The 25927-nt window shown below is 74.2% G+C and carries 19 protein-coding genes; 10 read left to right on the top strand and 9 right to left on the bottom strand.

Going from position 1 to position 25927, the window contains the following annotated elements; all coding sequences use genetic code 11:
• Both ACFVFQ_RS32020 and ACFVFQ_RS32015 read left to right on the top strand, forming a co-directional pair.
• Complete coding sequence (locus ACFVFQ_RS32020; RefSeq protein ID WP_383422781.1) at positions 1 to 1563, top strand: 6-phospho-beta-glucosidase; 1563 nt, start codon at positions 1 to 3, stop codon at positions 1561 to 1563.
• Entirely contained in the window at positions 1554 to 2546 is a 993-nt protein-coding gene (locus ACFVFQ_RS32015; RefSeq protein WP_383422779.1) for an N-acetylglucosamine kinase, read from the top strand. The genes ACFVFQ_RS32020 and ACFVFQ_RS32015 overlap by 10 nt, the downstream gene beginning before the upstream one ends.
• A gap of 216 nt (positions 2547 to 2762) precedes the next feature.
• Here the strand turns inward: ACFVFQ_RS32015 and ACFVFQ_RS32010 are convergent, their stop codons facing one another.
• Both ACFVFQ_RS32010 and ACFVFQ_RS32005 read right to left on the bottom strand, forming a co-directional pair.
• Positions 2763 to 3068 carry a hypothetical protein gene (locus tag ACFVFQ_RS32010; RefSeq protein WP_383422777.1) on the bottom strand — a complete coding sequence of 102 codons (306 nt, stop codon included), beginning with the start codon at positions 3066 to 3068 and terminating at the stop codon, positions 2763 to 2765.
• Positions 3069 to 3268: 200 nt separating this feature from the next.
• Positions 3269 to 3961: a FadR/GntR family transcriptional regulator gene (locus tag ACFVFQ_RS32005; RefSeq protein ID WP_383422775.1), complete on the bottom strand. Its 693-nt coding sequence runs from the start codon at positions 3959 to 3961 to the stop codon at positions 3269 to 3271.
• Positions 3962 to 4290: 329 nt separating this feature from the next.
• Between ACFVFQ_RS32005 and ACFVFQ_RS32000 the strand changes: the two genes are divergently transcribed.
• The 8 genes from ACFVFQ_RS32000 (at position 4291) to ACFVFQ_RS31965 (ending at position 15489) form a co-directional block, all read left to right on the top strand.
• Positions 4291 to 5718 carry a hypothetical protein gene (locus tag ACFVFQ_RS32000; RefSeq protein WP_383422773.1) on the top strand — a complete coding sequence of 476 codons (1428 nt, stop codon included), beginning with the start codon at positions 4291 to 4293 and terminating at the stop codon, positions 5716 to 5718.
• A gap of 14 nt (positions 5719 to 5732) precedes the next feature.
• The gene (locus ACFVFQ_RS31995) at positions 5733 to 6740 is read left to right on the top strand and encodes a glutamate ABC transporter substrate-binding protein (RefSeq protein ID WP_383422807.1); all 1008 of its coding nucleotides are present in this window, start codon (positions 5733 to 5735) and stop codon (positions 6738 to 6740) included.
• A gap of 150 nt (positions 6741 to 6890) precedes the next feature.
• The gene (locus ACFVFQ_RS31990; RefSeq protein WP_383422771.1) at positions 6891 to 8192 is read left to right on the top strand and encodes a hypothetical protein; all 1302 of its coding nucleotides are present in this window, start codon (positions 6891 to 6893) and stop codon (positions 8190 to 8192) included.
• Entirely contained in the window at positions 8189 to 10846 is a 2658-nt protein-coding gene (locus tag ACFVFQ_RS31985; RefSeq protein WP_383422769.1) for a tetratricopeptide repeat protein, read from the top strand. The genes ACFVFQ_RS31990 and ACFVFQ_RS31985 overlap by 4 nt, the downstream gene beginning before the upstream one ends.
• Before the next feature lies 1 nt (position 10847).
• Complete coding sequence (locus ACFVFQ_RS31980) at positions 10848 to 12272, top strand: protein phosphatase 2C domain-containing protein (protein WP_383422767.1); 1425 nt, start codon at positions 10848 to 10850, stop codon at positions 12270 to 12272.
• A 121-nt stretch (positions 12273 to 12393) separates the two neighbouring features.
• Entirely contained in the window at positions 12394 to 13245 is an 852-nt protein-coding gene (locus tag ACFVFQ_RS31975) for a hypothetical protein (RefSeq protein ID WP_383422765.1), read from the top strand.
• A 43-nt stretch (positions 13246 to 13288) separates the two neighbouring features.
• Positions 13289 to 14962 (top strand): FHA domain-containing protein, encoded by a 1674-nt coding sequence (locus tag ACFVFQ_RS31970; RefSeq protein ID WP_383422763.1) that lies wholly within the window; start codon positions 13289 to 13291, stop codon positions 14960 to 14962.
• 122 nt (positions 14963 to 15084) lie between these two features.
• Positions 15085 to 15489 carry a globin gene (locus tag ACFVFQ_RS31965; protein WP_383422761.1) on the top strand — a complete coding sequence of 135 codons (405 nt, stop codon included), beginning with the start codon at positions 15085 to 15087 and terminating at the stop codon, positions 15487 to 15489.
• A 605-nt stretch (positions 15490 to 16094) separates the two neighbouring features.
• On the opposite strand, the gene ACFVFQ_RS31960 is transcribed toward ACFVFQ_RS31965, so the two are convergent.
• From ACFVFQ_RS31960 to ACFVFQ_RS31930, 7 genes are all read right to left on the bottom strand, one after another.
• Positions 16095 to 16955: a hypothetical protein gene (locus tag ACFVFQ_RS31960; RefSeq protein ID WP_383422759.1), complete on the bottom strand. Its 861-nt coding sequence runs from the start codon at positions 16953 to 16955 to the stop codon at positions 16095 to 16097.
• Positions 16952 to 17386, bottom strand: coding sequence for an acyl-CoA thioesterase (locus ACFVFQ_RS31955; RefSeq protein WP_383422757.1), 435 nt, complete (start codon positions 17384 to 17386; stop codon positions 16952 to 16954). Before ACFVFQ_RS31955 ends, ACFVFQ_RS31960 begins: the two co-directional genes overlap by 4 nt.
• Positions 17387 to 17391: 5 nt before the next feature.
• Positions 17392 to 19056 (bottom strand): energy-dependent translational throttle protein EttA, encoded by a 1665-nt coding sequence (gene ettA, locus ACFVFQ_RS31950; protein ID WP_383422755.1) that lies wholly within the window; start codon positions 19054 to 19056, stop codon positions 17392 to 17394.
• A gap of 310 nt (positions 19057 to 19366) precedes the next feature.
• A complete protein-coding gene (locus tag ACFVFQ_RS31945; RefSeq protein ID WP_383422805.1) occupies positions 19367 to 20752 on the bottom strand; it encodes an LAETG motif-containing sortase-dependent surface protein in 1386 nt (461 codons plus the stop codon).
• A gap of 241 nt (positions 20753 to 20993) precedes the next feature.
• Positions 20994 to 21536: a single-stranded DNA-binding protein gene (locus ACFVFQ_RS31940; RefSeq protein WP_383422753.1), complete on the bottom strand. Its 543-nt coding sequence runs from the start codon at positions 21534 to 21536 to the stop codon at positions 20994 to 20996.
• A gap of 344 nt (positions 21537 to 21880) precedes the next feature.
• Entirely contained in the window at positions 21881 to 24037 is a 2157-nt protein-coding gene (locus tag ACFVFQ_RS31935; protein WP_383422751.1) for a YfjP family GTPase, read from the bottom strand.
• Positions 24037 to 25806, bottom strand: coding sequence for a dynamin family protein (locus tag ACFVFQ_RS31930; protein WP_383422749.1), 1770 nt, complete (start codon positions 25804 to 25806; stop codon positions 24037 to 24039). Before ACFVFQ_RS31930 ends, ACFVFQ_RS31935 begins: the two co-directional genes overlap by 1 nt.
• Positions 25807 to 25927 lie beyond the last annotated feature (121 nt).

The raw sequence follows: 25927 nt of genomic DNA, 5'->3' as shown, positions 1-25927 counted from the left end.
ATGCTGCCAACTTCCGGGGCGCGCGCCCCGCACTCCCGCATCAAGATCGCCGTGGTCGGCGGCGGCTCGACCTACACCCCCGAACTCATCGACGGCTTCGCACGGTTGCGGGACGCCCTGCCGGTCGCCGAACTCACGCTGATCGACCCGGCCACCGACCGGCTGGAGCTGGTCGGCGGGCTGGCTCGCCGGATCTTCGCCGCCCAGGGCCACCCGGGCAAGATCACCTGGACCGACGACCTGGACGCCGGCCTCGACGGCGCCGACGCCGTCCTCCTCCAACTGCGGGTCGGCGGCCAGGCCGCCCGCAACCAGGACGAGACCTGGCCGCTCACCTGCGGCTGCGTCGGCCAGGAGACCACCGGCGCGGGCGGCCTGGCCAAGGCGCTGCGCACCGTCCCGATCGTGCTGGACATCGCCGAACGGGTGCGCCGGCGCTGCCCGGACGCCTGGATCGTGGACTTCACCAACCCGGTCGGCATCGTCACCCGGGCCCTGCTCACCCACGGCCACAAGGCCGTCGGCCTGTGCAACGTCGCCATCGGCTTTCAGCGCAAGTTCGCCCGCCTGCTGGGCGTCGCCCCCGAGCGGGTGCAGTTGGAGCACGTCGGCCTCAACCACCTCACCTGGGAGCGCGCCGTCCGCGTCGACGGCGAGGACGTGCTCCCCAAGCTGCTCGCCGAGCACGGCGAGGCGATCGCCGACGACATCCGGATGCCCCGCGCGCTCCTGGACCACCTCGGCGTCGTCCCCTCCTACTACCTGCGCTACTTCTACCAACACGACGCGGTCGTCTCGGAGTTGCGCACCAAGCCCTCCCGCGCCGCCGAGGTCGCCGCCATCGAGCGCCAACTCCTCGACCTCTACGCCGACCCCACCCTCACCGCAAAGCCCGACCTCCTCTCCCGCCGAGGCGGCGCCTTCTACTCGGAAGCAGCCGTGGCGTTGACGTCTTCCCTGCTGGGCGGCGGCCACACCGCGGGCGGCGGGGGCGGGGCGGCGGGTGGGCCAACTGCCGCTGGTGGGAGTGGGGTTGGTGGCGGCTTTGGCGTCCGTGGCGGCGCTGACAGTGGTACCGCGGGCGATTCCGGGGCCGCTGGCAACTCCGGGGCCATCGGTGGCTCCGGGGCCGGTGGTGGCTCGGGGGCCGGTGGTGGCTCCGGGGCCGGTGGTGGCTCGGGGGCCGGTGGTGGCTCCGGGGCCGGTGGTGGCTCCGGGGCCGCTGGTGACTCCGGTGCCATCGGTGACGTGCAGATCGTCAATACGCGGAACAACGGGACGTTGTCGTTCCTGCCGGATGATGCGGTGATCGAGGTGCCGGCGGCCGTTGGCCCCGGGGGGGCCTCCCCCCTCCCCCTCCGCCCCCTCGCCCCCCTGTTCGCCGGACTGGTCGGCAATGTCACGGCCTACGAGGACCTGGCCCTGGAGGCAGCCCTCAAGGGCGGCCGCGATCGGGTCTTCTCGGCACTCCTCGCACACCCCCTCATCGGACAGATCGACTACGCGGACCGGCTCACCGACGAGCTGATCGCACACAACCGGGAGCACCTCACGTGGGCCTGACCGGCACGGCGCTCGCCATCGACGCGGGCAACAGCAAGACCGACGTGGCCCTGGTGGCCACGGACGGCCGGGTCCTCGGCCGGGCCCGCGGCGGCGGCTTCCAACCGCCGCTGGTGGGCACCGCCCACGCCGTCGACATCCTCACCCCCTTGATCTCCTCGGTCCGGGACCAGGCCGGACTGACCGGCGACGCCCCGGTCACCCAGCTCTCCGCCTTCCTCGCCAACGCCGACTTCCCCGTCGAGGTGACCCGCCTGACCGCCGAACTGACCTCGCGCGGCTGGGCGGACGCCGTCACCGTCCACAACGACACCTTCGCCCTGCTCCGGACCGGACTCCCGGACGGCGGCGAGCAGTTGGGCGTCGCCGTGGTCTGCGGCGCCGGCATCAACTGCGTCGGGCGCGGCCGCGGCGGGGCCACCGCCCGCTTCCCGTCCATCGGCCGCATCTCCGGCGACTGGGGCGGCGGTTCCTTCCTCGCCGACGAGGCGCTGTGGCACGCGGCCCGCGCGGAGGACGGCCGGGGCGCCCCCAGCGAACTCGCCCGCGCGCTCCCCGCCCACTTCGGCCTGACCACCATGCTGGAGCTCGTCGAGGCCCTACATCTGCACCGGATCCCCGACGCCCGCCGGCACGAACTCACCCCCCTCCTCTTCGACATCGCGGCGTCCGGCGACGCCGTCGCCCGTTCCCTTGTGAGGCACCAGGCGGAGGAGGTCGCCACGATGGCCACCGTCGCCCTCCGGCGCCTGGACCTCCTCGCCGAACCGACCCCGGTCATCCTCGGCGGCAGCGTCCTCGCCGCCCGGCACCCCCTTCTGCACGACCGCCTCACTGAACTCCTCGCCGAACGCGCCCCGAAGGCGCTCCCGCACGTCCTCACCGCCCCACCGATCCTCGGCGCCGCCCTGGACGCACTGGACCGGGCGACCCCGACGCCCCACCCGGACGCCTATCAACGGCTGCGGTCGGAGTGGCGGTAGGCCGGGGCAGGGCGGAGCGCGCCGGGGCGGGGCAGGCCACGGCGGGTCCGGTCGGGTCGGCCGGGCCAGAGCGGGGCTGCCACAGCGGCCCGTGCACGTGCGCACAGCCCCACGGATGCGACGCGAGAGAGAGCCCCAACCACGCCCACCGGGATGTGAGACATAGCCCCAACCGCCCCCGCTCGCCCGCCTCGTGGGCGCAAACCGCGAGCGCGCTCACCCCACCTGTACGCAGTCGCCTCTTCGGGTCTCGATGCGTTCGCCGGGGGTGAGGATGAGGTCGGGCGGGGAGGGGGAATGGTCGCGTTCCGTGATGAGGGTGAGGGGATGGTCGGTGTCGTTGATGATGAGGGTGGGGGTGCCGTCGGCGGAGTGGTAGACGGGGTAGGTGCCGGCCGGATCGATGTAGGTCGTGCCGCCGATGGTGAGGAAACCGCTGACCGTAGCGGGGTGTTCGGGGATCGTCGGGGTGCCGGCGGCGGCCTTGACGAGGGGGGTCAGGAGTCGGGTGATGCGGCGCATGGCGTGCCTCCGTTGCGTGGGTGGGGTCGGCGGGAGCGCCAACCCTTCGTCACTCAGCGTAGTTGGAGGGGGATGCGTTCGACAGCGGCGCGTGGGGTGAGGCGGGGGCGCGAGGAATGGCTGCCCGCGCCCCTTGGTAAAGGTCCGCGGGCGGGCGGGAGTTGGCGGGCGGGAGTTGGCGGGCGGGAGTGGGCCCGGGCTCAGTCGTCGAGCGGGAGGGCCAGGTCGCGGACGTGGCCGGCGAGGAGGAGCACCGCGGCGTCGACGGCGGCCTGCGGGTCCTGGGCGCGGATGGCGTCGGCGAGGTGGGAGTGCGGGTCGGTGGGCGCGGCGTCGGCGGTGTCCAGGCAGGCGGCGCGGCGGAGTTCTGCACGCAGGGCGGCGGCGAGTGAGCGGTAGATGTCGGCGAGGACGGGGTTGGCGCTGGCCTCCGCGACCAGGATGTGGAACTCGGCGTCGGCGGCGGTGAACGCGTCGCTGTCGTGCGTCGCGAGGGCGACCCGGCGGCGGTCCAGGGCGGCCTCGATGCCGGCGAGTTGGGCGTCGGTGCGGTGCTTGGCGGCCTGGCGGGCGGCGACCACGTCGAGCCCCTGGCGGACCTGGGTGACGTGACTGAGCTCGGCGCGCTCCAGGCGGCGACGGAGGGCGACCGCGCTGTCGTCATCGGAGATCACGAACGTGCCGTCTCCCTGCCGGGCTTCGAGGAGCCCGGTGTGGACCAGGGAGCGGACCGCCTCGCGGACCGAGGCACGGCTGACGCCGAGCGCCTCGGACAGCGCGCTCTCCGGCGGGATGCGACTGCCCACCGGCCACACGCCGTTGACGATCTGGGCGCGGATCTCGTCGGTTGCGCACTCCACGAGCGACACCCGGCCCTTACGGACGGTCTGCACGCGCTCACTCCTCCCCGGGGCGGCCGTCGGTGACGGGCCTCCGGTTTCCCGGTCGCCTGATGTCCGGCGACTCCTCGTAAGGGTAATGCGGGGCGGTGCGCGGCGCGCTGCCCCGGAATGGCGCCGGCTCCGGGAACCGGGGCGGGCCGGGCGGGCGTGATGAGTCGTGACGGGCCCGCGGCGGGGGCCGGGGGCACGCCCGGGGTGGGTGGCGTTCCGAACAAGATCGGGTCAAGTCCGGTGTGGTGGTCGGGCGCTGCGGACATACTGACCGCCATGTGTCCGTGCCCGCAGCCAGCGACCCAGGGGGTGGTTCTTCGGTGACGTCGGTGACGCCGTTCTCTTCGGTGACGTCCGCGCCGTCCGCGGCTCCGGACGCTCCCGCGCCGGTCGTGGGGGCCGGCGCGCGCCGGCGCACCGCGTGGGCCGAGGGGCTGGACCGGCTGCGGGCCGCGGCCACGACGGAGCCGGGGCGACTGCGCGTGATCGGGGCGGTGCTGGCGCTGCTGGTCGTGCTCTTCGGTGCGACCACCGCCTGGCAGGTGTCCGACCGTTCGGCGGCCGCCGACGACGTCGTGCGGCGCAGCCAGCCGCTGACCGCGGACGCGGCGGACGTCTACCGCTCGCTGGCGGACGCCGACACCACCGCCGCCGCCGGGTTCCTGGCCGGCGGAGTGGAGCCCGAGGCGACCCGGCAGCGGTATGCGGCGGACCTCGCCAAGGCGTCGCAACTCCTGGTCAAGGCGGCGGCGAACGCGCGGGTACCGGGTGCGGAGGGCGGCTCGGCGGACCCGGCCGGGGCCCAGATCGCCCGGCTGAACCGGCTGTTGCCGCGGTACGCGGGCCTGGTGGAGACGGCCCGGGCCAACAACCGGCTCGGGCTGCCGTTGGGCGGCGCCTATCTGCGGTATGCCAACGAGCAGATGCGCTCGGAACTCCTGCCGGCCGCCCGGGCGTTGTACGTGGCGGAGACGCAGCGGCTGGCCGCGGACCACCAACGGTCCACGGCCTGGCCGTGGTTCGCGCTGGCGGCGGGGGTGATGGCCATCGGGGCACTGGCCTGGGCGCAGCGTCGGCATTACCGGCGCACCAACCGGGTGTTCAACCGCGGCCTGTTGGCGGCGACGGTGGCGACGGTCGCGGCGCTGCTGTGGCTGGCGGCGGGGCACACGGTGGCGCGCGCTGGGCTGTCCGACGCATACGGGCACGGCGTCCGCTCGTTGGAGGCGCTCAACGTCGCCCGGATCGAGGCCCTACGGGCGCGCGGGGACGAGAACCTGACGCTGGTGGCGCGCGGCGCGGTGCTGACCCGGGGCCAGAAGGACTTCTACGAGGTCGACTACCAGGCGGGGATGCGCGCGCTGGCCGGCACCGGCCCGGAGGCCGCCGGTGAGCTGGGCAAGGCGCTGGCGCTGGCGGACGATGCGGCGGGCCGGAGCCCGGTACGGGACGCGGTGGCGGCCGCCGGCCAGTGGCGGGACCGGCACGCCGAGGCCCGACGGGCGGACGATCGGGGCGACTACGAGCGGGCGTTGGCCAAGGTGATCGGCAAGGCGGGCTCCACCGGGGCGTCGTTCGACCGGGTGGACACCGGGCTGGGCCGGGCGCTGGTCCACGAGCAGCAGCGGTTCCGGTCGGCGGCGGACGGCGGGCGCGCGGCGTTCGACGGACTGGCGGTGGGCGGCGCGGCGCTGGCCGTATTGGCCGCGGCGGCCGCGCTGTCGGGTATCGGGCGCAGGCTGTCGGAGTATCGGTGAGGGGGTCTGGGGAGATGGTGGTGCGCGGGCACAGGCTGCGGGATCTGCGGGCCGTGCTGACGCCGGTCGCGGCGGGCATGGCCGTGATGACGGCGGCCGCAACGGTGTTGGTGCCCGCGCTCGGCCACGGTGACCGCCCGCAGGGCCCCGGGCCGGTGGCGCTGCACCGGGCGTACGGGCCGGGGACGGGCCGCGCGCAGCCGGCCGCGGCGGGCTGCACGCCGGCCACCGCGACCCGGAGCCTTCAGCCCTCGTCGGCCGACGGCCCGGCGGTGGAGCGGATCAAGAAGAAGGGCCAACTGGTCGTCGGGGTGGACCAGAACACCTACCGGTGGGGCTACCGCAATCCGGACACCGGCCAGTTGGAGGGCTTCGACATCGATCTGGCGCGGGCCATCGCCAGGGACATCCTGGGGCCGGACGCCAAGGTCGTCTTCCAGGCGGTGCCGACCAACCAGCGGGTCCCGGCGGTCCAGCAGCGCGCGGTCGACATGGTGGTGCGGACGATGACGATCAACTGCGAGCGCAAGGCCCAAGTGGCGTTCTCCACCGCGTACTTCCAGGCCGGGCAGCAGGTGCTCGCCCCGAAGGCGTCGCCGATCACCGCGTTCGACGACTCGTTGCGCGGCAAACGGGTGTGCACCGCGGCCGGTTCGACGGGCGAGGCGGAGCTGGCGAGACGGAGCCACGGCGCGCGGGTGGTGACCGCGCCCAACCAGCTGGACTGCCTGGTGCGGCTCCAGTTGGGCGAGGCGGACGCGGTGGTCACCGACAGCGCGCTGGCCGCGGCGCAGGCGGCGCAGGACCCGACGGTGGAGCTGAAGGGCAAGCAGTTCACCGACGAGTCGTACGGGGTGGCGCTCAACAAGGCCGATCCGGACCTGGTGCGCCGGGTCAACGCGGTCCTGGTCGACTACCGCAGCGGCGGGGACGACAGCCCCTGGATGCGGGCGTACCGGAAGTGGTTGAAGGCCGATCTGCCCGGTATATCGGGGCCGCCGGCGCCCCAGTACAGCGACTGAGGAGATCCGGCGGCGGCCGGGTGCCCCACGGGGCGGCCGAGGGGGTCACTATGGAGGGGCTGGAGCGGGGGAAGGGGTTGTCGACCAAGGACGGGCGAGCGCCGGGGGCACCAACCGCCGTGCACGGTACGCGTATGGGAGAGGTGAGCGATGGGGGTCCCTGGACCCTTCCCCGGCTCGGCGGGGAGACCCGATGCCCCGGTGTGGGACCGGGAGGAGGTGGACCGCGCCCTGGCGCGGCTCGGCGCCGAGTACGAGGCGCTGGAGACGTCGTTGCTCGCGTTGCAGGACCACGCCGGCCGCCGGCTCCTGGAGGGCGCCGAGCTGTCGGGCGTCACCAAGGAGCGCTGGGCCGAGGCGGAGCGGTCGATCACGGCGCTGTGGGCGCTCTTCGACGCCTATACGGAGGCGTTGACGGCCGCCCGGGAGCTGCGGGCGCGCCGGCGTTGGCCGTCCACCGAGGAGCTCGCGGAGCTGTCGGAGCTGTTGCGGCATGGCGAGGTGACGGTGCCGGCCATGGCGGTCGAGGCCGTCGGATGCGGGCGGCTGGGCCTGTCGGAGCTGGTCTCCAAGATGACCGGGCTCTACGCGCGGTCGCTGGACGTGATCGTGGCGGCCGACGCGGTGTGGTCAGCGCTGCCGGCCCGGATAGACCTGCTGGCCGAGGAGTTGCGGCGGACCCGGTCGCTGGCCCACTCGGTGGGGGTGCGCCCCGGTGAGCATCCGGCGGGCGACGATCTGGAGCGGATCACCGCGGAGTTGGCGCGGCTGCGCGCTCAGGTGATCGTGGATCCGTTGGCGTTCTGGGCGTCGGCGGGGGACGGCAGCGCGGCGCCCGGAGGCGGCCGCCCGGATACCACCCGCTACGACCGGGCGGCGCGGGCGCTGGAGGACATCCGGCGCGAGGTGGCGGCGGTGCTGGACGTGCGGCAGGACGCGGAGCGGCGGCTGATGCTGCTGCGGGACGTGCTGTCGCGGGCGGACCGGACGCTGACCGAGGCGCGGCAGGCGCGCGGCGAGGTGCTGGCGAAGATCGCCGCGACGGAGGTGCCGGCGGTCAGCGGCCCTTCGACGGCGCTGCACGAGCAGTTGGTGACGGCCGCGGAGTACCGCCGCCGGGCGCTGTGGCACCGGTTGTCACCGCTGCTCGATAGCCTGGAGGAGCGTGCGGAGGACGAACTGCGGCGGGCCCGGGAGTCGTTGACGGCGGTGACCGCGCCGCTGGCGGTGCGGGCCGAGCTGCGCGGCCGGTTGGACGCCTGCCGGGCGCGGGTGGCGCGCCGCGGGCTGGCGGCGGATCCGCTGCTGGTGGAGCGGTACGACCTGGCGCGCCGGATGCTGTGGAGCGCGCCGTGCGATCTGCGGGTGGCGGAGCAGGCGGTGTGGCGCTATCAGGAGGCGGCGGCGGAGGCGATGGTTCCGGAGCCGCGGGACGGCCGGGGGGAGAGTTGAGCGAACGGGACGGGGGACGCTGCCAGCGCCGGGAGTGCGAGGGGCACTACGAGGACGTCGGCGGCGGTGAACTGTACTGCGACGTCTGCGGGTTGGCGCCGGTGGTCTCCGCCCGGGGGCTGCTGTCGGTGACCGCGACGGTGCTGACCCGGCGGGCGGAGGCGGGGGGCGCGACGGTCGCCGCGCCGCCTCCGTCCGGGGCCCGCGCGCGCCGGGAGGCCGGGGCGCACGTCCCCGAGCGGGCGGCGGACGGCGAGGGGCCCGGGAGCGGGTCGGGAAGCGGTTCCGGAAGCGGGTCGGGCGGCCGGGCGCCGGTGGTGGTGCGCGGCACCGGCGGCGGGCCGGGCGCGGGCTCCGGGAGCGGTTCCGGGGCCTCGCGGGGGCGGCTGGGCGCGGGGCTGGTGACGGTGCCGCAGGTGCCGCGGCGCGATCCGCGGGCGGCGGTGCTGGAAGACCCGCAGGTGCCCGAACGGAAGCGGTTCTGTAGCCGCGGGGAGTGCGGGGCGCCGGTGGGCCGGGGCCGGGACGGCCGGCCGGGCCAGCCGGAGGGCTTCTGCACCAAGTGCGGTCATCCGTACAGCTTCGTACCGAAGTTGCGGCCCGGGGAGCTGGTGCACGACCAGTACGAGGTCGCGGGGTGCCTGGCGCACGGCGGGCTGGGCTGGATCTATCTGGCCCGGGACCGGGCGGTGGACGACCGGTGGGTGGTGCTCAAGGGGCTGCTGGACACCGGCGACGAGGAGGCGCTGGCGGCGGCGGTGTCCGAGCGGCGGTTCCTGGCCGCCATCGAGCACCCGAACATCGTGCGGATCTACAACTTCGTGGAGCACCTGGACCGTTCGACGGGCAGCCGGGACGGCTACATCGTCATGGAGCACGTCGACGGCACCTCCCTGAAGGACCTCGCCAACGAGCGGCGCACGCCCCAGGGGCGGCGCGACCCGATGCCGGTGGAGCAGGCGTGCGCGTACGGCATCGAGGCGCTGGAGGCTCTCGGGCACCTGCACGCCCGGGAGTTGCTGTACTGCGACTTCAAGGTCGACAACGCCATCCAGCAGCACGACCGGCTGAAGCTGATCGACCTGGGCGCGGTGCGGCGGGCGGACGACCACGAGAGCCCCATCTACGGCACGATCGGCTACCAGGCCCCCGAGGTCGGCGAGGTGGGCCCGTCGGTCGCCTCCGACCTCTACACCGTCGCCCGCACCCTGGCCGTCCTCACCTTCGACTTCCAGGGCTACACCAACGTCTTCGCCGACTCCCTGCCGGATCCGGACCACATCGAGGTGTTCCGCCGCTACGAGTCCTTCTACCGGCTGCTGGTGCGGGCCACCGACCCCGATCCGGCCCGCCGCTTCGGGTCGGCGGAGGAGATGGCCGAGCAGTTGACGGGGGTGCTGCGGGAGGTGGTGGCGCTCCGTACGGGCGAGCCGCGGCCGGCGCTGTCCACCTTGTTCGGGCCGGAACTCCGGGTGGTGGGCACGGAACTGCTGCCGCCGCCGGCCGGCGACAGCTCGCTGCTGGGCACCCGTCGGGCCGGCCGGCGGGGGGCCGCCCATACGGGCGCCGAGGACCCGGCGCGGCTAGCGGGCAGTCCGGCGCCGCTCCCGTTGGACGTGGCCGCGGCGGCGTTGGCGCTGCCGGTGCCGCGGGCGGACCCGGGCGACCCCAACGCCGGCTTCCTGGCCGGGCTGCACGCCGCGACGCCGGCGGAGCTACTGGGCGCCCTGCGCGCGGCGCCCGCCGACTCGCCGGAGGTCCGACTGCGGGCGCTGCGCGCCCAGTTGGAGCTCGCGGCCGACGCCGGCGATCCGGGGCCCGGCGGATCGGCCCCGGTAGCGGGGTGGGACGGCGACGCCCCGTCTCCAGATGGCCCGGTGGAGACCGGTGGCCCGGTGGGCGCCGACGCCGCGTGGGACGTGGACGACGGGAGCGGGGACTGGCGGGCGGTGTGGCACCGCGGGCTGGGGGCGCTGGCGGCCGGCGACCGGGAGGGCGCGGCGCTGGCGTTCGACGCGGTACTCGACGCCTTCCCCGGTGAGCCGGCGCCGAAGCTGGCGCTCGCCATCAGCGCCGAGCTGCTGGGGCAGTGGGACAACGCCGCGGAGTACTACCGACTCGTGTGGGCGACCGACCGCGGTTATGTGAGTGCCGCGTTCGGGCTGGCCCGGGTGCGGCTGGCGGCCGGCGACCGAGAGGGCGCGGTGGCGGCGCTGGAGTCCGTCCCGGAGGGGTCCATCCACTACACGGCGGCCCGGATCGCGGCGGTGCGGGCCCGGCTGCGACAGCGCTCCCCCCAAGAGCCCCTGTTGCCGGACCTCACGGCCGCCGCCCAACAGGTCGAGGCGCTGGCCGACTTCGGGCTGGACGACCGGCGCCGGGAACAACTGGCCACCGAGGTACTGGGCAGTGCCCTGGACTGGGTACTCTCCGGGAGCCACGGCGACGGGCCCGGTGTTCCGGCCGGCGGGCCAAACGGGCCGGCGCCTTTGCCGCAGCGGCCGGCGCTGCTCGGCAGTCCGCTGGACGAGCGCGGGCTGCGGCTCGGGCTGGAGCGGTCGTACCGCCTGCTGGCGCGGCTGGCGCAGCGTGGTGAGGAAAGGATCGAACTGGTGGAGCGGGCCAACCGCTTCCGCCCCAGGACATGGGTGTGACATGGGTATGAGTGGGCCGTCCCGGTGCCGGAACTGCGGTGAGCCGCTCGTCGCGGGGGACAACTTCTGCGGGCGGTGCGGCGCCGATCCCCTGGCGCCGGCCGGGTTCGGCGGGGCCGCGGGGTTCGGGGCACCGCCGGCGGCGGCGTACGCGGCGGGCGCGACGGCGCAGGCGGGCCCGCCGCCGCCCGACCCCACGACCCGCCTGCCGTTCGGGGACGCGGTGGCGCCACCGGCCGGCGGCGCCGGCGGGCGGCCGGCCGACCCGCGGGTGGTCGGCTACGAGACGGTCGCCGACGCCGCCGCCGGGACCCGGCCCGAAGGGGACGCCCCGGCCTGGGCGTTGACCGACGTCGGGGCGGAAGCGGAGCCCCCCGCGGGCGCCCGGAGTGCCCCCGTGCCCGGGACCGAAGCGGAATCCGTAGCGGAATCGGCAGTGGCCCACGGGACGCCGGCCGCGGACTCGGCCGCACCGGGGCCCGGCGCGGCATCCGGAGCGGCGTCCGAAACGCCCGCCGAGCCGGCCGCCGGCCCCGACCTGCCGCCCGCCGCGGCCGGATCCGGAGCCGCCCCGCCGGCCCCGACCGCGCGCGAACGGGACCATTTCGAGCGGGAGTCGGCCGGCGCCGCGGCGGTCAGCGACCGCGGCCACCGGCACCACCGCAACGAGGACTTCTTCGCCCTGGCCGACACCGCGCTGCCGGACGGCTCGCCCGCGGTGATCGCGGTGGTCTGCGACGGCGTCTCCTCGGCGACCCGGCCGGACGACGCGTCCCTGGCCGCCGCCGAACGGGCCGCCGGCGCGCTGCGGATGGCGCTGCCGCGCGGCGAGCACCCGCAGCAGGCGATGCACGACGCGGTGCTGGCGGCCTCGGCAGCGGTCGACGCGCTGGCCGACGACCCGTCGATAGCGCACCACGAGTACCGCCAACAGAACGCCCCCGCCTGCACGTTCGTCGGCGCGGTGGTCGGCGGCGGGCTGCTGACCATCGGCTGGGTCGGCGACAGCCGGGCGTACTGGATCCCCGACGACCGCACCGCGCCGCCGGTCCGGCTCACTGAGGACGACTCCTGGGCCGCCCAGATGGTCGCCAACAACCTGATGACCGCGGCCGAGGCCAACGCCGACGAGCGCGCGCACGCCATCACCGGCTGGCTGGGCGCCGACGCCTACGAAGTCGAGCCGCACGTCGCGGCGTTCCAGCCGGACGGACCGGGGAGCGTGGTGGTGTGCACGGACGGGCTGTGGAACTACGCCGAGTCGGCCGCCGCGCTGGCCGCGGTGCTGCCCCTGGACGCACCCGCCCGGCCGCTGCACGCCGCGCGGACGCTGGTCGGGCACGCCCTGGACGGCGGCGGGCACGACAACGTCACGGTCGCGGTGGTGCCGTTCCGGGCGGCCGCGGCGGGGGCAGGATCGGCCTGAGCATCCGCGCGCACCCCCACCCTCAGCTACCGGGAGAGACCCCCAGCCCGGCCGCCAACCCCGGGCCGGCCGCCCACCGGTGGCCCGGCCGGCGGCGGCCCCAAGGAGCGGAACGTCACCCATGGCCAACTTCGCCAAGTCGCGGGCACCGCGCTTCACCGCCGAGGTGCACCAGAACCCCCATCTGCCCCAGGGTGGGCGGGAGGTGCACGCCGTCGTCACGGTCACCGCGACCGGCGGCGGTTCCACCGGCGGGCGCCCGGTGCCCGTACCGCGGCCGGAGCCGGTGGTTCCGGTCGCGGCCGAACAAGAAGGCGGGACCCTCGGCCCGGATGCCGGGGTCGTCCTGCGGGTGCGCACTCCGGTGGGCGCCGAGGTGCGGTCGCTGCGCCAAGTGGCGCCCCCCGCCGGGGAACTGACCGGCCAGCGAAGAGCATCGGGGCCGCGCGCTGGCGACTACCCGACCGGCCCCTGGGGCGACGAGTCCCGCGACTTCCACCTCTGCCTGCGCGTCCCGGACGCCGGCCTCGGCCGGGAGATGCTCGCCGCCCGCATCACGGTGCTGCTGCCCGCACCCGACGGCAGCGCGCCACGGGCCGTGGCACAGGGCCTGGTACGGGCCGTGTGGACGGACGATCCGGCCGCCGCGGTACGGATCGACCCACAGGTGGCGCACTACACGGGACGGTCCGAACTGGCCCAAGCCGTCCAGCAGGTGCTGGATGCGGCGAAGTCCCAAGATGCCGGTCGCGCCCTCGCGGAACTACGGCGCGCACGGCGACTGGCCGCCGCCCCGGGGGACGCGGACACTGCGAAACTCCTTGCGAAGGTGGTGGACGGCGTCGACGCCACGACCGGTACTGTGCGACAGGCGGCGAAGGCGGCCGAGGCCCGACGGGAGAACTCCCGGGAGGCGTCCGGCCCCCGTTCCTCGCCCGGAGAAACCGCAATGAACAACCATGAACAGCACTGATCAGTACCACCGGAAGTAACGGTACGGAGGGGGAAGAACCGACATGCCTACCTGCCCGAGCGGCCACCAGTCGGCGGCCGAAGACTGGTGCGAGGTGTGCGGCCAGCGCATGGCGGGCGCCGTCCCCCCGCCGCCCTCTCTGCCCGCCGGCTTCCTGAACGCGCCGCCGCCCGCCGAGCCGACCGGCCAGCCGGGACCCCCGCCGGGGCAGCCCGGCCCGCCGCCCGGTGGCCCGGAGGGCTTCGGCGCACCTGGTGCTCCCGGTGGCTTCGGTGGCCCTGGCGGCCCCGGCGGCCCGGGCGGTCCCGGTACTCCTCCGCCGCCTGGTGCGCCGACGCCCGGCCCCGGCGGCCAACCGCCGCAGGGCGGCTACGGGTTCCCGCCGCCCGCGCCCGGCCCGCAGGGCGGCCCCGGCGCTCCCGGCGCCCCTGGTGCCCCCCAAGGCTTCGGCGGCCCCGGCGCCCCCGAGGGCTTCGGTACTCCGGGTGGGCCCGGTGGCCCTGGTGCTCCCGGTACTCCGCCACCCGGCCCCGGTGCCCAACCGCCGCAGGGCGGCTACGGGTTCCCACCCCCGGCCCCCGGTCCGCAGGGCGGCCCCGGCGCGCCCGGCGCCCCCGCGCCCGGCCCCGAGCAGGCCGCCGAGCCGCAGGCGTGCCCGCAGTGCCGCACGCCGCGCGAGGGCGCGGCACCGTTCTGCGCCGAGTGCCAGTACAACTTCCTCACCAACTCGCCGGCGTCGTTCGCCCCGCCGGCCGGCGCCCCCATGCCCGGCCCCGGCGGCCAACCGCCGCAGGGCGGCTACGGGTTCCCGCCGCCGGCACCCGGCCCGGGCGGTCCGGGTGCGCCCGGCCCCGGCCCGCAGGGCGCCCCGGGCGGCCAGCCGCCCCAGGGCGGTTACGGCTTCCCGCCGCCGGGGGCCCCGCAGCCCCAACCGCCGGGCCCGCCGCCCGGTATGCCCGGCCCCGGCGGCTACCCGGGCCAGCCCGGCCCGCCCCCCGGCATGCCCGGCCCCGGTCAGCCCGGCCCGCCGCCCCAACAGGGCGGCGACGACTGGACGTTGAACCCGCCGGCCCAGCAGAACGCCGCACCGATGGCGCCGCCGCAGCAGCCCGGACCCGGCCCGCAGGCCCCCTTCGAGCAGCAGCCGCCGGCCCCGTTCCCGCCGCAACAGCCGCCGCAGCCGGGCCCGTTCGAGCAGCAGCCCCCGCAGGGCGGCCCCGAGCAGTTCGGCCAGCCGGGACCCGACGGCCAGTGGGGCGGCGCCCCCGGCCAGGCCCCGGCGCCGCCGCAGGGCCCGCCGCCGGTCGTCGGTGACGGCTGGGTGGTGGCCGTCGGGCCGGACCGCGAGTACTTCATGGCGATGATGGGCCGCAGCGGCCCGGAGGCGGCGGGGCTCAACCTGCCCTCGTACTCCCCCGAGCAGGTGCTGCCGCTCGCGAACGGCCAGCTCTCGGTCGGCCGCCGTCGGAACAGCACCGGCGAGTCCCCGGACGTCGACCTGGGCCGGACCCCGGAGGACCCGGGCGTCTCGCACCAGCACGCCCTGCTCGTCCAGCAGCAGGACGGCAGTTGGGCCGTGGTGGACCAGAACTCCACCAACGGCACCACGGTCAACCTCGCCGAGGAGCCGATCCAGCCGTACGTCCCGGTGCCGCTCCACGAGGGCGACCGGGTGCACGTCGGCGCCTGGACGACGCTGACCGTCCGCCGCGGCTGACACCGGGGCACCAGCCACCCAACTCCGGGGCGTGATCGGCCGATCACGCCCCGGAGCGCGTGCGGAACACCTGCCGTCCTAAGTCCGGAGTCCTCGGTCGGGGCGTCTGCCACCATGGACCGGTGAACAACATTCCGCACGGCACTCTTCAGGAGCAGACCTTCTACGAGCAGGTCGGTGGCGAGGACACCTTCCGCCGCCTGGTGCGCCGCTTCTACGAGGGCGTCGCCGAGGACCCGCTGCTGCGGCCGATGTACCCGGAGGAGGACCTGGGGCCGGCCGAGGAGCGCCTCACCCTCTTCCTCATGCAGTACTGGGGCGGCCCCCGCACCTACAGCGAGAACCGCGGCCACCCCCGACTGCGCATGCGGCACGCCCCGTTCACCGTAGACCGGGCCGCGCACGACGCCTGGCTGCGGCACATGCGGGACGCGGTGGACTCCCTCGACCTCTCCGAGGAACACGCGACGCAGCTGTGGGACTACCTGACGTACGCGGCCGCCTCCATGGTCAACACCGCCGGCTGAGAGAACGGTCACACCCGCCCCGCCGCGCACTGCCATCCCCGGCACCGCACCCGCCAAGAACACCTACGCCGCGACGCCCCCACCTCACCACCCGCCGCCGCCATCTACTCCCACCCGGCCCCGGCGCTCCCCCACCGCCCCCTCAACATCCGACACTCACCCCCGGCCCGTCCGGCGCGCACCTCCCAGCCCCGCCAGACACCTACCTCCCGCCCCGTCCGGCGCGCACCTCCCAGCCCGACCGGCGCTCGCCTCCCCGCCTCGCCAGACGCTCACCGCCCAGCCCAACCGGCGCTCGCCTCCCACGCCCCTCCAGCGCTCACCTCAGCCCGTCCGGCGTTTGAGGACGAGCCCGCAGGGCGACAAACAAGCCCGCAGCAGCGAGCCAACGAAGAAGCCCCAGGCCCAACAAGGGGCCCAGGGCAGGAGAAACGAGCCTCAAGGGGTCCGGGGCCCGGCCCCGGTTTCGGGAAGGGGCGGGTCCGGGGCACATCCCACCAGCGACGGCAGAGCGACGAAACACCAGGGCACCAGCGCATCAGGGCACCAACACGTCAGGACCGCAGGACCACAGCCCCACCGGGCGCCGCCCCACGGCCCCGCCCTCAAACCGGCGTAACCGTAAGCCCCGACAACCCCGTCCGCCCCGCAGGCCCCCCGACCCGCACGGCAACCGACCCATACGGCGTGCTCAACCGCAGCCACCCCCCGGCAGCCAACAACGCCACCGTCGGAGCCACCGGAGCCGCCCCAGCAGCCACACCGGCACCGGCACCCGCACCCGCACCGGCACCCGCACGCGCCCCCGGCACCCCAGCACCGCTCGCCCCACTCACCCCGTTCGCGCCCCGCGCACCCCGCAGGAACCCGAGTGACTGCGCCGCATGCACCACCCGCAACGGCAGCTCCGTATCGCCAAGCGTCCGCGACCAGATCTCCCGCCCGATCCGGTCCCGCTCGCTCCGGGTACGCCCCTGCGGCGGCAACGCCTCGTCCCGGGCGCGGAATTCGGCCACCGCGGCGGACACCGTACGCACCAACGCGTCCGGCGACGGCAACCCGGGCACTCGCGTCCAGCCGCCCCGCGGCGGCAACACCCCGGCCCACGGCGGCCCGGTCACCGCGGCGGGCACGGTGACACTGCCCTCCGACTCCACGATCCCTTCGAGCAGTTCCCCGGCCGAGACGGTCACGTCCAGCCCGAGGCCACCCTCAACACCACGAGACGCACCGACACCGCCACCAGCAGACGCACCACCACCGGCACGGACATCGGGACGGACCTCCGCCAACCGCGCCGTCCGAATGGCCAACACCTCGAACGACGGCGGACGGCCGAAGACGGCCAACACGCCGCCCCCGGCCTGGAGCCGCACCGCGGCCCCCCGGTCGTAGTGGATCAGCCGGCCGAGGAAGGCGGCGAGATCCGCTGCCTCCCCGGCGTCGGCGAACCGCAACACCGTCATCCCGCGACGGCCCCTTCCTGATGCGCGGCGTCGTCCAGGTATTCCTTGAGGATCGCCTTCTCCTCCGGCATGAGACGACGCGGCCGCCCCGCGGCGAAGTCGAACGGCACGACCACGGTCGCGGCCCGCAGATAGACCGTGTCCGCGTCCTTCACCTCGTACGCCACCGTCAGCGACGCGGCACTGATCTTCTTCACCCACAGCTCGACGGTCACCGGCTCCGGCCGGTACACCAACTGCCGCAGGTAGTCGATCTCGTGGCGCGCGACGACCGAGCCGCCCTTGAAGGCCGCACTGCCGCCCCCCGGCGCCAGCCGACGCATGTAGTCGATCCGCGCCTCTTCGAGGTAGCGGACGAACACCGCGTTGTTGACATGGCCGTTGGCGTCCATGTCCGACCAGCGCAGGGGGCAGGAGTAGCGGTACCGCACGGCGGTCAGCCCCGGGTCAGCTTCTTGTACGTCGCCCGGTGCGGGCGGGCCGCGTCGGCGCCCAGCCGCTCGATCTTGTTCTTCTCGTACGACTCGAAGTTGCCCTCGAACCAGAACCACTTGGAGTTGCCCTCGTACGCCAGGATGTGCGTGGCGACGCGGTCCAGGAACCAGCGGTCGTGGGAGACGACCACGGCGCAGCCGGGGAAGTCCAGCAGCGCGTTCTCCAGGGAGGACAGCGTCTCGACGTCGAGGTCGTTGGTCGGCTCGTCGAGGAGCAGCAGGTTGCCGCCCTGCTTGAGGGTGAGCGCGAGGTTGAGGCGGTTGCGCTCACCACCGGAGAGCACGCCGGCCGGCTTCTGCTGGTCCGGGCCCTTGAAGCCGAACGCGGAGACGTAGGCCCGCGAGGGCATCTCGACCTGGCCGACGTTGATGTAGTCGAGCTCGTCTGAGACCACGGCCCACAGGGTCTTCTTGGGGTCGATGTTCTCGCGGCTCTGGTCGACGTAGGAGATCTTGACGGTCTCGCCGACCTTGATGTTGCCGGAGTCCGGGGTCTCCAGACCCTGGATCATCTTGAACAGCGTGGTCTTACCGGCACCGTTGGGGCCGATGACGCCGACGATGCCGTTGCGCGGCAGCGTGAAGCTGAGGTCGTCGATGAGGACCTTGTCGCCGAACGCCTTGCTGAGGTTGTCGACCTCGACCACGACGTTGCCCAGACGGGGACCCGGCGGGATCTGGATCTCCTCGAAGTCCAGCTTCCGCATCTTGTCCGCCTCGGCGGCCATCTCCTCGTAACGCGCCAGACGGGCCTTGGACTTGGCCTGCCGCCCCTTGGCGTTGGAGCGGACCCACTCCAGCTCGTCCTTCAGGCGCTTGGCGCGCTTGGCGTCCTTCTGGCCCTCGACCTTCAGACGGGTCTGCTTGGTCTCCAGGTACTTGGAGTAGTTGCCCTCGTAGCCGTGCAGGCGGCCGCGGTCGACCTCGCAGATCCAGCCGGCGACGTTGTCGAGGAAGTACCGGTCGTGGGTGACGGCGACGACGGTGCCGGGGTACTTGGCCAGGTGCTGCTCCAGCCACTGCACCGACTCGGCGTCGAGGTGGTTGGTGGGCTCGTCGAGGAGCAGCAGGTCGGGCGCCTCCAGCAGCAGCTTGCACAGCGCGACGCGGCGGCGCTCACCACCGGAGAGGTTGGTGACCGGCCAGTCGCCGGGCGGGCAGCCCAGCGCGTCCATGGCCTGCTCAAGCTGGGTGTCGAGGTCCCAGGCGCCTGCGTGGTCCAGGTCCTCCTGGAGCTTGCCCATCTCCTCCATCAGCGCGTCGGAGTAGTCAGTCGCCATCAGCTCGGCGACCTCGTTGAAGCGCTTGAGCTTGTCCATGGTCTCGCGGGCGCCGTCCTGGACGTTCTCCAGGACCGTCTTGGACTCGTCGAGCGGCGGCTCCTGGAGGAGCATGCCGACGGTGTAGCCGGGAGAGAGGAAGGCGTCACCGTTCGACGGCTGCTCAAGACCGGCCATGATCTTCAGCACCGTGGACTTACCGGCGCCGTTGGGGCCCACGACGCCGATCTTCGCGCCCGGCAGGAACGCGAGCGTCACGTCATCGAGGATGACCTTGTCGCCGTGCGCCTTACGCGCCTTGCGCATCGTGTAGATGTACTCAGCCAAGAGAAACCGTCCGGCAGTTTGGATCTATCAGGTGGTCTGGTGGCTCCGCCGCGTGGGCCGTGGTGCGGCGTGGCCGCGCGAAGGCAGATACACCCCATCTTGCCGTACGTCCATCGCAGGACGGAAACGGGTTCCGGGAGATGGACGGCGAAGGCCCCGGAGCGGACGTTGCGCTCCGGGGCCTTCGCGCTGCGCGTTCGGTGACCACCCGCTCACGGCGTGCCGACGGCCCGCTCACCGGTGGTCACCGCGTCGCGTACGACGGTGACGGCTGACTGCCTCCGCCTTCCCGCTTACGCGGATTCCTCGCTCACGCCCGGGTCTTCTTCTTGCGCAGGAAGAACACCGCCGCGCCGCCGACCACGACGAGGGCGACCGCGACACCCGCGATCACCGGGGTGGCGCTGCTGGAACCGGTCTCGGCGAGGTCAGTGCCGTGACCGCCGGTGTTGCCGGCGCTGGTGCCGCCGGCCGAGGCCGGGCTGGGGTGCGGCGACGGCTGGCCGCCGGTGCCCGCGGTCTTGCAGTCCAGGACGCCGGAGAAGGTCTTCTTGAAGCCCTCCGCGCCGGTGATCGTGATCTGGTACGGCTGGTCCTCGCCCACCGGAACGGTCACGGTCTTGGACGCGCCCGGCGCGACCTCGTAGTCCTTGCCGGAGAGCTGGAAGCGGAACGCCTGGTCACCCTTGTTGGTCGCGGTGACGTCCACGCCGCCCTTGGAGCAGTTCTTCTCCGCGGTGATCGCGGGTATCGCGCCCTGCTTCTTCCAGGAGACGGTGGCGGCCGCGGAGACCGTCGACTCGCTGGAGCCGGCCAGGATCTGGGTCTGGCTCTTGGCGTGCTCACCGATACCGGTGAAGGCCCGGCCCACCGGGACCTTGGTCGCGGCCTGCGCGGTCAGCGAGGTGTTGCCGTCGGCGGCGCCCTTGGGCACGTCGAAGAACAGCTGGGTCCCGTCGGCGGCGCTGGTGACCGGCTTACCGTCCTTGCCGACGATCTTCACGCCGGCCGGCACGTCCGACGCCGGGGAGACGGTGACGCTGTCGGCGTTGGTGTGCACGGTGACCGGGCCGATCTTGCTGCCGGACTTGCCCGAGACCGCCGGCGGGTCCAGGGTCAGCGACGCCTTGGGCTCGGAGACGCTCTGCGCGCTCTTCTCCAGGTAGTCGGCCAGCTTCTCGGCGGCCGGGTCGACGGCGTCCACCTTGACGTGGTCGGAGAAGCGCCAGATCGCGACCTGGGTGCCGGCCGCGGCGGTCTTCTCGGACAGCTGCCCGGCACCGGCCTTGGTGGAGAGCGCCGCCAGGTCGTTCACCTGCGGGTAGGAGTTCTGCAGGATCCAACGGATCTTGCCCGCGTCCGCGTTGTTGTGCAGCGACGAGGCGCTCCACGGCACTTCCTGGTAACGCGCCTGCTGCTGCGTCGGGTTGTGGATGTCGATGCAGTACGTCTGCAGCGTGCCGCCGTTGTCGACCGACATCTCGAAGAGGCCGGCGCCGATCCGCTGGTCCCCTCCGTTGCCGTGCACCACGGCCTGGTCGAAGGTCTTCAGCCCGCCGAGCGTCGCGGTGGCGCCCCCGTGCGACATGGCCGGGTCGTCCGCCGCGGCGGTCCCCGCGGTGGCTATCGTGCCCGCCGCGATCAGGCCCGAGGCCACGACCGCGGCGGCAAGGCGGGCTGCGCCCCGCCCCTTCATCGAAAGCATGATTTCCCCTCTGGGCGAGGCGGTCGGCTTGAGAGGAGCCTCGCCGGAAAGATCCCAAGAACTCAACGGCCGAACTGGTCAGCCTGGTCAGCCCCCGTGAGTACTCGTCGGATCCTATGGAGCGGGCGCATCACGGTCCCCAGTAATAGCGTCCTATAAGCGATCCGAATCGCAATCGTTACCGAATACTCGCAACGCGGCCCGACATTATCGACAAATCACCGATGCGTTTTCAGGGCACAGACACCTTCTGTGGCGAATTGCCGGGCCCTCTCGTCGCCCTGCCGGCGCTGCCGCCGGACGGTCCGCCGACACCCCCCATTCCCGCCGTCGTATCCGATTCAACTTTTCCCAACGGCCGCACTTCCGCTCCCCGTTGAGTTCCCTCGGACACATTCCTCACTCTCACCACCCGACGGAATGCGGACGTCCCGCGCGAAAGATCGTGCCCGATCGCGAAGGCGTCGATCTCGACCGCGAACCAGCGCTGTCCCCCCTTCTCCGGCGCCTGTTCTCCCTCCCGGACCCGCAACCGCCCCTGCACGACGAGCGGTTCGCCGACCGCCACCGACGCCGCGACATTGTCCGCGAGCGCGCGCCAGGACCGCACGGTATAGAAACTCGTCTCCCCGTCGGTCCAGCACTCCCGCGCCTTGTCCCACCGCCGCGAGGTCGCCGCCATCCGGAACCGCGCCACCGGAACCCCCGCCGCGGTCTCCCGGTGCTCCACCGCCGTGGCCACGTTCCCCACCAGCGTCACCATCGTGTCGTTCATGAAAGCCCCCCGTTCCTGCGTTACTTCGTCGCGTCGTTCCTTCTTTTTGCCGTCGCTTCAGCGCACCACTTCACTTCGCTGATTCAGCTGGCTACTCCACTCGCTGCTTCAGTCACCGCTCCAGTCGCCGCTTCATCGCGCTGTGTTGCTTTGCGTTGCCGCGACGCGGTTCCGTTCGACTCCGTGTGGTTCCGCGCCGGGCTTCGCGAAATCCATGCTGCACGGAATCGGCGCGGGCCGCGGCGGGCTGTGGACGGTCCCGCCGGCGAAGAGTCCCGCCTGTGGACAACTCCGTCACCCACCAAGGGAGTTCGACACCTCGCCCGCCGTCCCGCCGCGCCCCCTCACACGCCCGACGCCACCGCGTACCGCTCCCGCACCTCGCGGTACCGCAGGAGTTCCGCGGCCACCGGCTCCAGCACCCGCGCCCGCCCGCACCCCGCCGCCGCCGCCCGCAACCTCCGCTCGGCCTCCTGCCCGTACCGCCGGGCCGGCCCCCGGGCCGCCAGCCCGCACAGCCAGGTCAACACCGGCCCGCCGACCGAGCCCACGACCGCGGGCACCAGCCCCGACAACCACTCCGCCGTCGCCACCACACCCGTCACGGAGCCCAACACCCACAACACACCGACCACTTGCAACACGAACAACAGCCCTTGCAGCGCGGCCGCCACCGACCACCACCGCGGCTTGCCCTCCGGCCCGCTACGCAACGCCTCCTCGGCCTCGGCCGCCACCGCGTCCAGCGCCTCCGGCAGCTCCTCGGCGCCCCGCACCGCCGCCTCCCGCACCGCCTGCGCCCACGGCGCCGGCAGCCCCTGCGCGGCCTCGACCGCCACGGACCGGACCGCCTGCTCCACCACCGGCCGCGCCGCCGCCCGCCCGTCTGCACCCCGCCCGGAGCCAACGACCGCCGCGGGAGCGGGGATCGCCGCGGAACCGGTACGTCCGTCCCCGCTGCGCCCCTCCCCACCACGGCGCTCTTCCTCGTTACGGAGCCGCTCCCCACCACCGCCCGTTCCCGCACCCGCATCCCCCGCCCCGGTACGCGGCCCGGCAATCCTCACCGCCCCCGTGCCGTAACCGCCCCCGCCTACCGCCGTCATCGCACCCGGCCGCGCCGCTCTCCGGCCCTTCCGCCGGGCCCGCAGCCGCGACCACGGTGAACCGCACGCCCGCCCCGCGAGCCACAGCCAGTCCCGCTCCGCCGCCCGCCCGGTAGCCGCCGCCCCCACCGCCTCGGCCAGCCGGTCGTCGAACTCCTCCCTGGCCCGTTCGGTCAGCCCCACCCGGCTCTCCGCGACGTACGACGACCGCAGCCGTTCCGCCGCGGTGTCCACGTCCGCCGTCAGCCGGCGGTCCGCCGCGCCCCGTTCGGCGACGAACTGGGCGAGCGCCTCCCGCAGTTCCGCCACTCCTTCGCCCGTCGCGGCGGAGAGCGCCATGACCTCCGCCCCCGGTTCCCCGTGCTCGCCGAGCGCCAACCCGTCCTCGTCCAGCAGCCGGCGCAGATCGTCGACCACCTGGTCGGCGGCGTCGCCCGGTAGCCGGTCCATCTGGTTGAGCACCACGAACGTGACCTCGGCGTAGCCCGCCAACGGCCGCAGATACCGCTCGTGGAGCACCGCGTCCGCGTACTTCTCCGGGTCCACCACCCAGATCACCGCATCCACCAACTCCAGCATCCGGTCGACCTGTTCGCGGTTGCTGGTGGCCGAGGAGTCGTGGTCGGGAAGGTCGAGCAGGACCAGCCCGGCCAGTTCGGGGCTGCCTTGTGCGGGGGTGTGCCGGCGGTGCACGGGCACCCCGAGCCGGCGCAGCAGCCCCTCCGCGCCCGGCCGGCCGCCGGACCAGACGCAGGCCACCGATTCGCCGGTCGTCGGTCGACGCGCCCCGACCTCCGAACGGGGCGCCCCCGCCAGGGCGTTGAACAGCGACGACTTCCCGCTGCCGGTCGCCCCCGCCAGGGCGACGACGGTGTGCTCGCCGGACAGCCGGTACCGCTCGTCCGCCGCCTCCAGCACCCGCCCGGCCTCGTCCAGCGCCGTCCCCTCCAGCCGGCTCCGGGACAGCGCGATCAACTCCCGCAACGCGTCCAACCGGGGCTGCAGCACCTCCCCTACGGCCCGTCGCGCCCCACCGGGCACCCACTTGTACCCGGGCCCACAGACATCAACTTCGACCTCGCCCTCAGCAGCACCCGCATTCGCCCCCGGGGCCGCAGAAGCAACAAATGCCCCTCCCGCCCCGCCTGATCGCTCCGCACCACCGGCCTCGTCCCGCTCCCCCGCCCCCAACGGAACTTCCATCCCTCCGGCGTCCGCCTCGGCCTGGCCCCCGCTCCTCGACACCCCGCGCCGCACCCGCCGCGCAATCACCCCGTCGTCCCACGCACCACCGTCCCGCGCCGCCTCGTCCCAAGCCGCGCGCTCCCCCTCCCCTTCCTCGCTCGCCACGAGCTCGCTCACCCTGCCCTCCGCCCCTCGCTCCGCGGACTCCATCACCCCGTCACCGCCTCCCGCTCACAGCGGTCCGCCACCGGGCGCCCGCGCTCCGTCTCCCACTGACCCGCCCGGTCCGCCCGTTCCACGGACCGCCTCCGGTGCTGCTCCCGCTGCACCACCGACAGCGCGGCGATCAGCTCGGCCTGCTGGTCCGGTGCCACCGTCAACCGGTCCAACGGGGCCAGCCGGCGCTCCCGTTCACCGTCGAGGGCGCGCTCCAGGTATGTGGTCAGCAGCCGCGCGCCCTGGTCGCACAACCGCAACGCGCTCTGCGCCCCCAAGAGGTCGGCGAGGTTCTCCCCCGCCGTACGGGCCCGACGCCCGCCCAACAGCGCGGTGGCCAGCAGGGCCGCCGGCTCCTCGGCGTCCACCGGATCGTTCCGTTCACCGGCCTGGCCGCCGCGCGCCTCACGGGTCTCCTCCTCGGCGAGCTCCTCCAGGCAGCGCCGCCACCGTCGGACGACCACGCCGATCCGCTCGGCGGCCCCCGCGGCCCCGTCCGCCGCGGTCCGTGCCACCTCGGCCGCGGCGGGATCGTGCCGCCAGGCACCCGCCGCCCGCTCGTCGGCCGCCTCGACGGCGCAGACCAGCAGCGCGGTCAGGCCCTGCGTCAGCGCGTCCAGCAGCTCGTCGGCGCGGCCACCGAGCCCGTGTGCGTGCCAATGGGCGCGGGCGTCGCCGGCCAGCACCTCGCCGGCCGCGACCTCGCCCCGCACCCGCTCCGCGGCCTCCTCGTACGCCTCCTCGACCCGGCCGGCCAGCCGCAGCGCCGCGGCGTGCTGTGCCGCGGCGGCCCCGGCCAACGCGGGCAGTCTGCTGCGCAACGAAGCAATGACCCCGGAGGCGGTCCGGTCAGCGGCCGCGCTACGGGCCACGGGGTCCTGCGCGTGCCATTCCAGCCACTCCCGCAGCCCCGCCACCGCCGTCGCGGGCAGCAGCCCACGGCCCCCGCCCGCCGACTCGGGCAGCTCGGGAATGGTGAACCGGGGCACATGGCCGAGCCCGGCGCGCTGCAACAGTTCGGCGTACCGCGCGGAGATCTCGGGGGCGATCTGGTGCGGCACCCGGTCCAGCACGGTGACCAGCGTGACGTCGTACTCCTTGGCGGTGCGCAGCAGATGCCAGGGCACCGCGTCCGCGTACCGGGCCGCCGTGGTGACCAACACCCAGACGTCGGCCGCGCAGATCAGCTCGGCGGCCAGCTCGCGGTTGCCGGCCACCAACGAGTCGATGTCCGGGGCGTCCAGCAGCGCCAGCCCACTGGGCAGCGCGGGATCCGTCTCGATCCGCACGGTCGGTGCCCCCGGCTCACACCCGTCCCGGCAGCGCCCCTCGCTCCCGTCTTCCCCGCCATCGTCCCGCTCGGCCGCCTCCCCGCCGTCCTGCTCGGGCACCCACACCCGCGTGAACCCCGGCAGCACCCGCTGCCCGGCGAACCAGCGGTGATCATCGGGATGGCAGACCAACACCGGCGTACGGGTCGTGGGCCGCAGCACCCCTGCTTCCGAGACCCGCCGCCCCACCAGCGAGTTGACCAGGGTGGACTTGCCCGCCCCCGTGGACCCCCCGATGACGGCTAGGAGCGGTGCCTTAGGGGCGCGCAGGCGGGGCATCACATAGTCGTCCAGTTGGGAGAGCAGCTCGGCCCGGTTGCGCCGGGCGCGGGCGGCGCCCCCGAGCGGCAGCGGAAAACGTGCGGCGTCGACACGGTCCCGCAGAACGGACAGTGCATCGATCAGCCGGGGTCCTACGTCCAAGGTCGCCACATGTGCAGAATGCCCAATTTCGATAGCTTTTTGAAGCGTATAGCCCCTTGTGTGCGCCGCAAGAATCACGCAGAGCAAGAAAGGGGCATATAGGATTTTCAGGAAATCCGAGGCGCAGGCA

The organism is Streptomyces sp. NPDC057743 (assembly GCF_042798755.1).
Taxonomy (GTDB): domain Bacteria; phylum Actinomycetota; class Actinomycetes; order Streptomycetales; family Streptomycetaceae; genus Streptomyces.
Note: the sequence above shows the minus strand (reverse complement) of the source record. Positions and strands in the feature narration are given on the sequence as shown.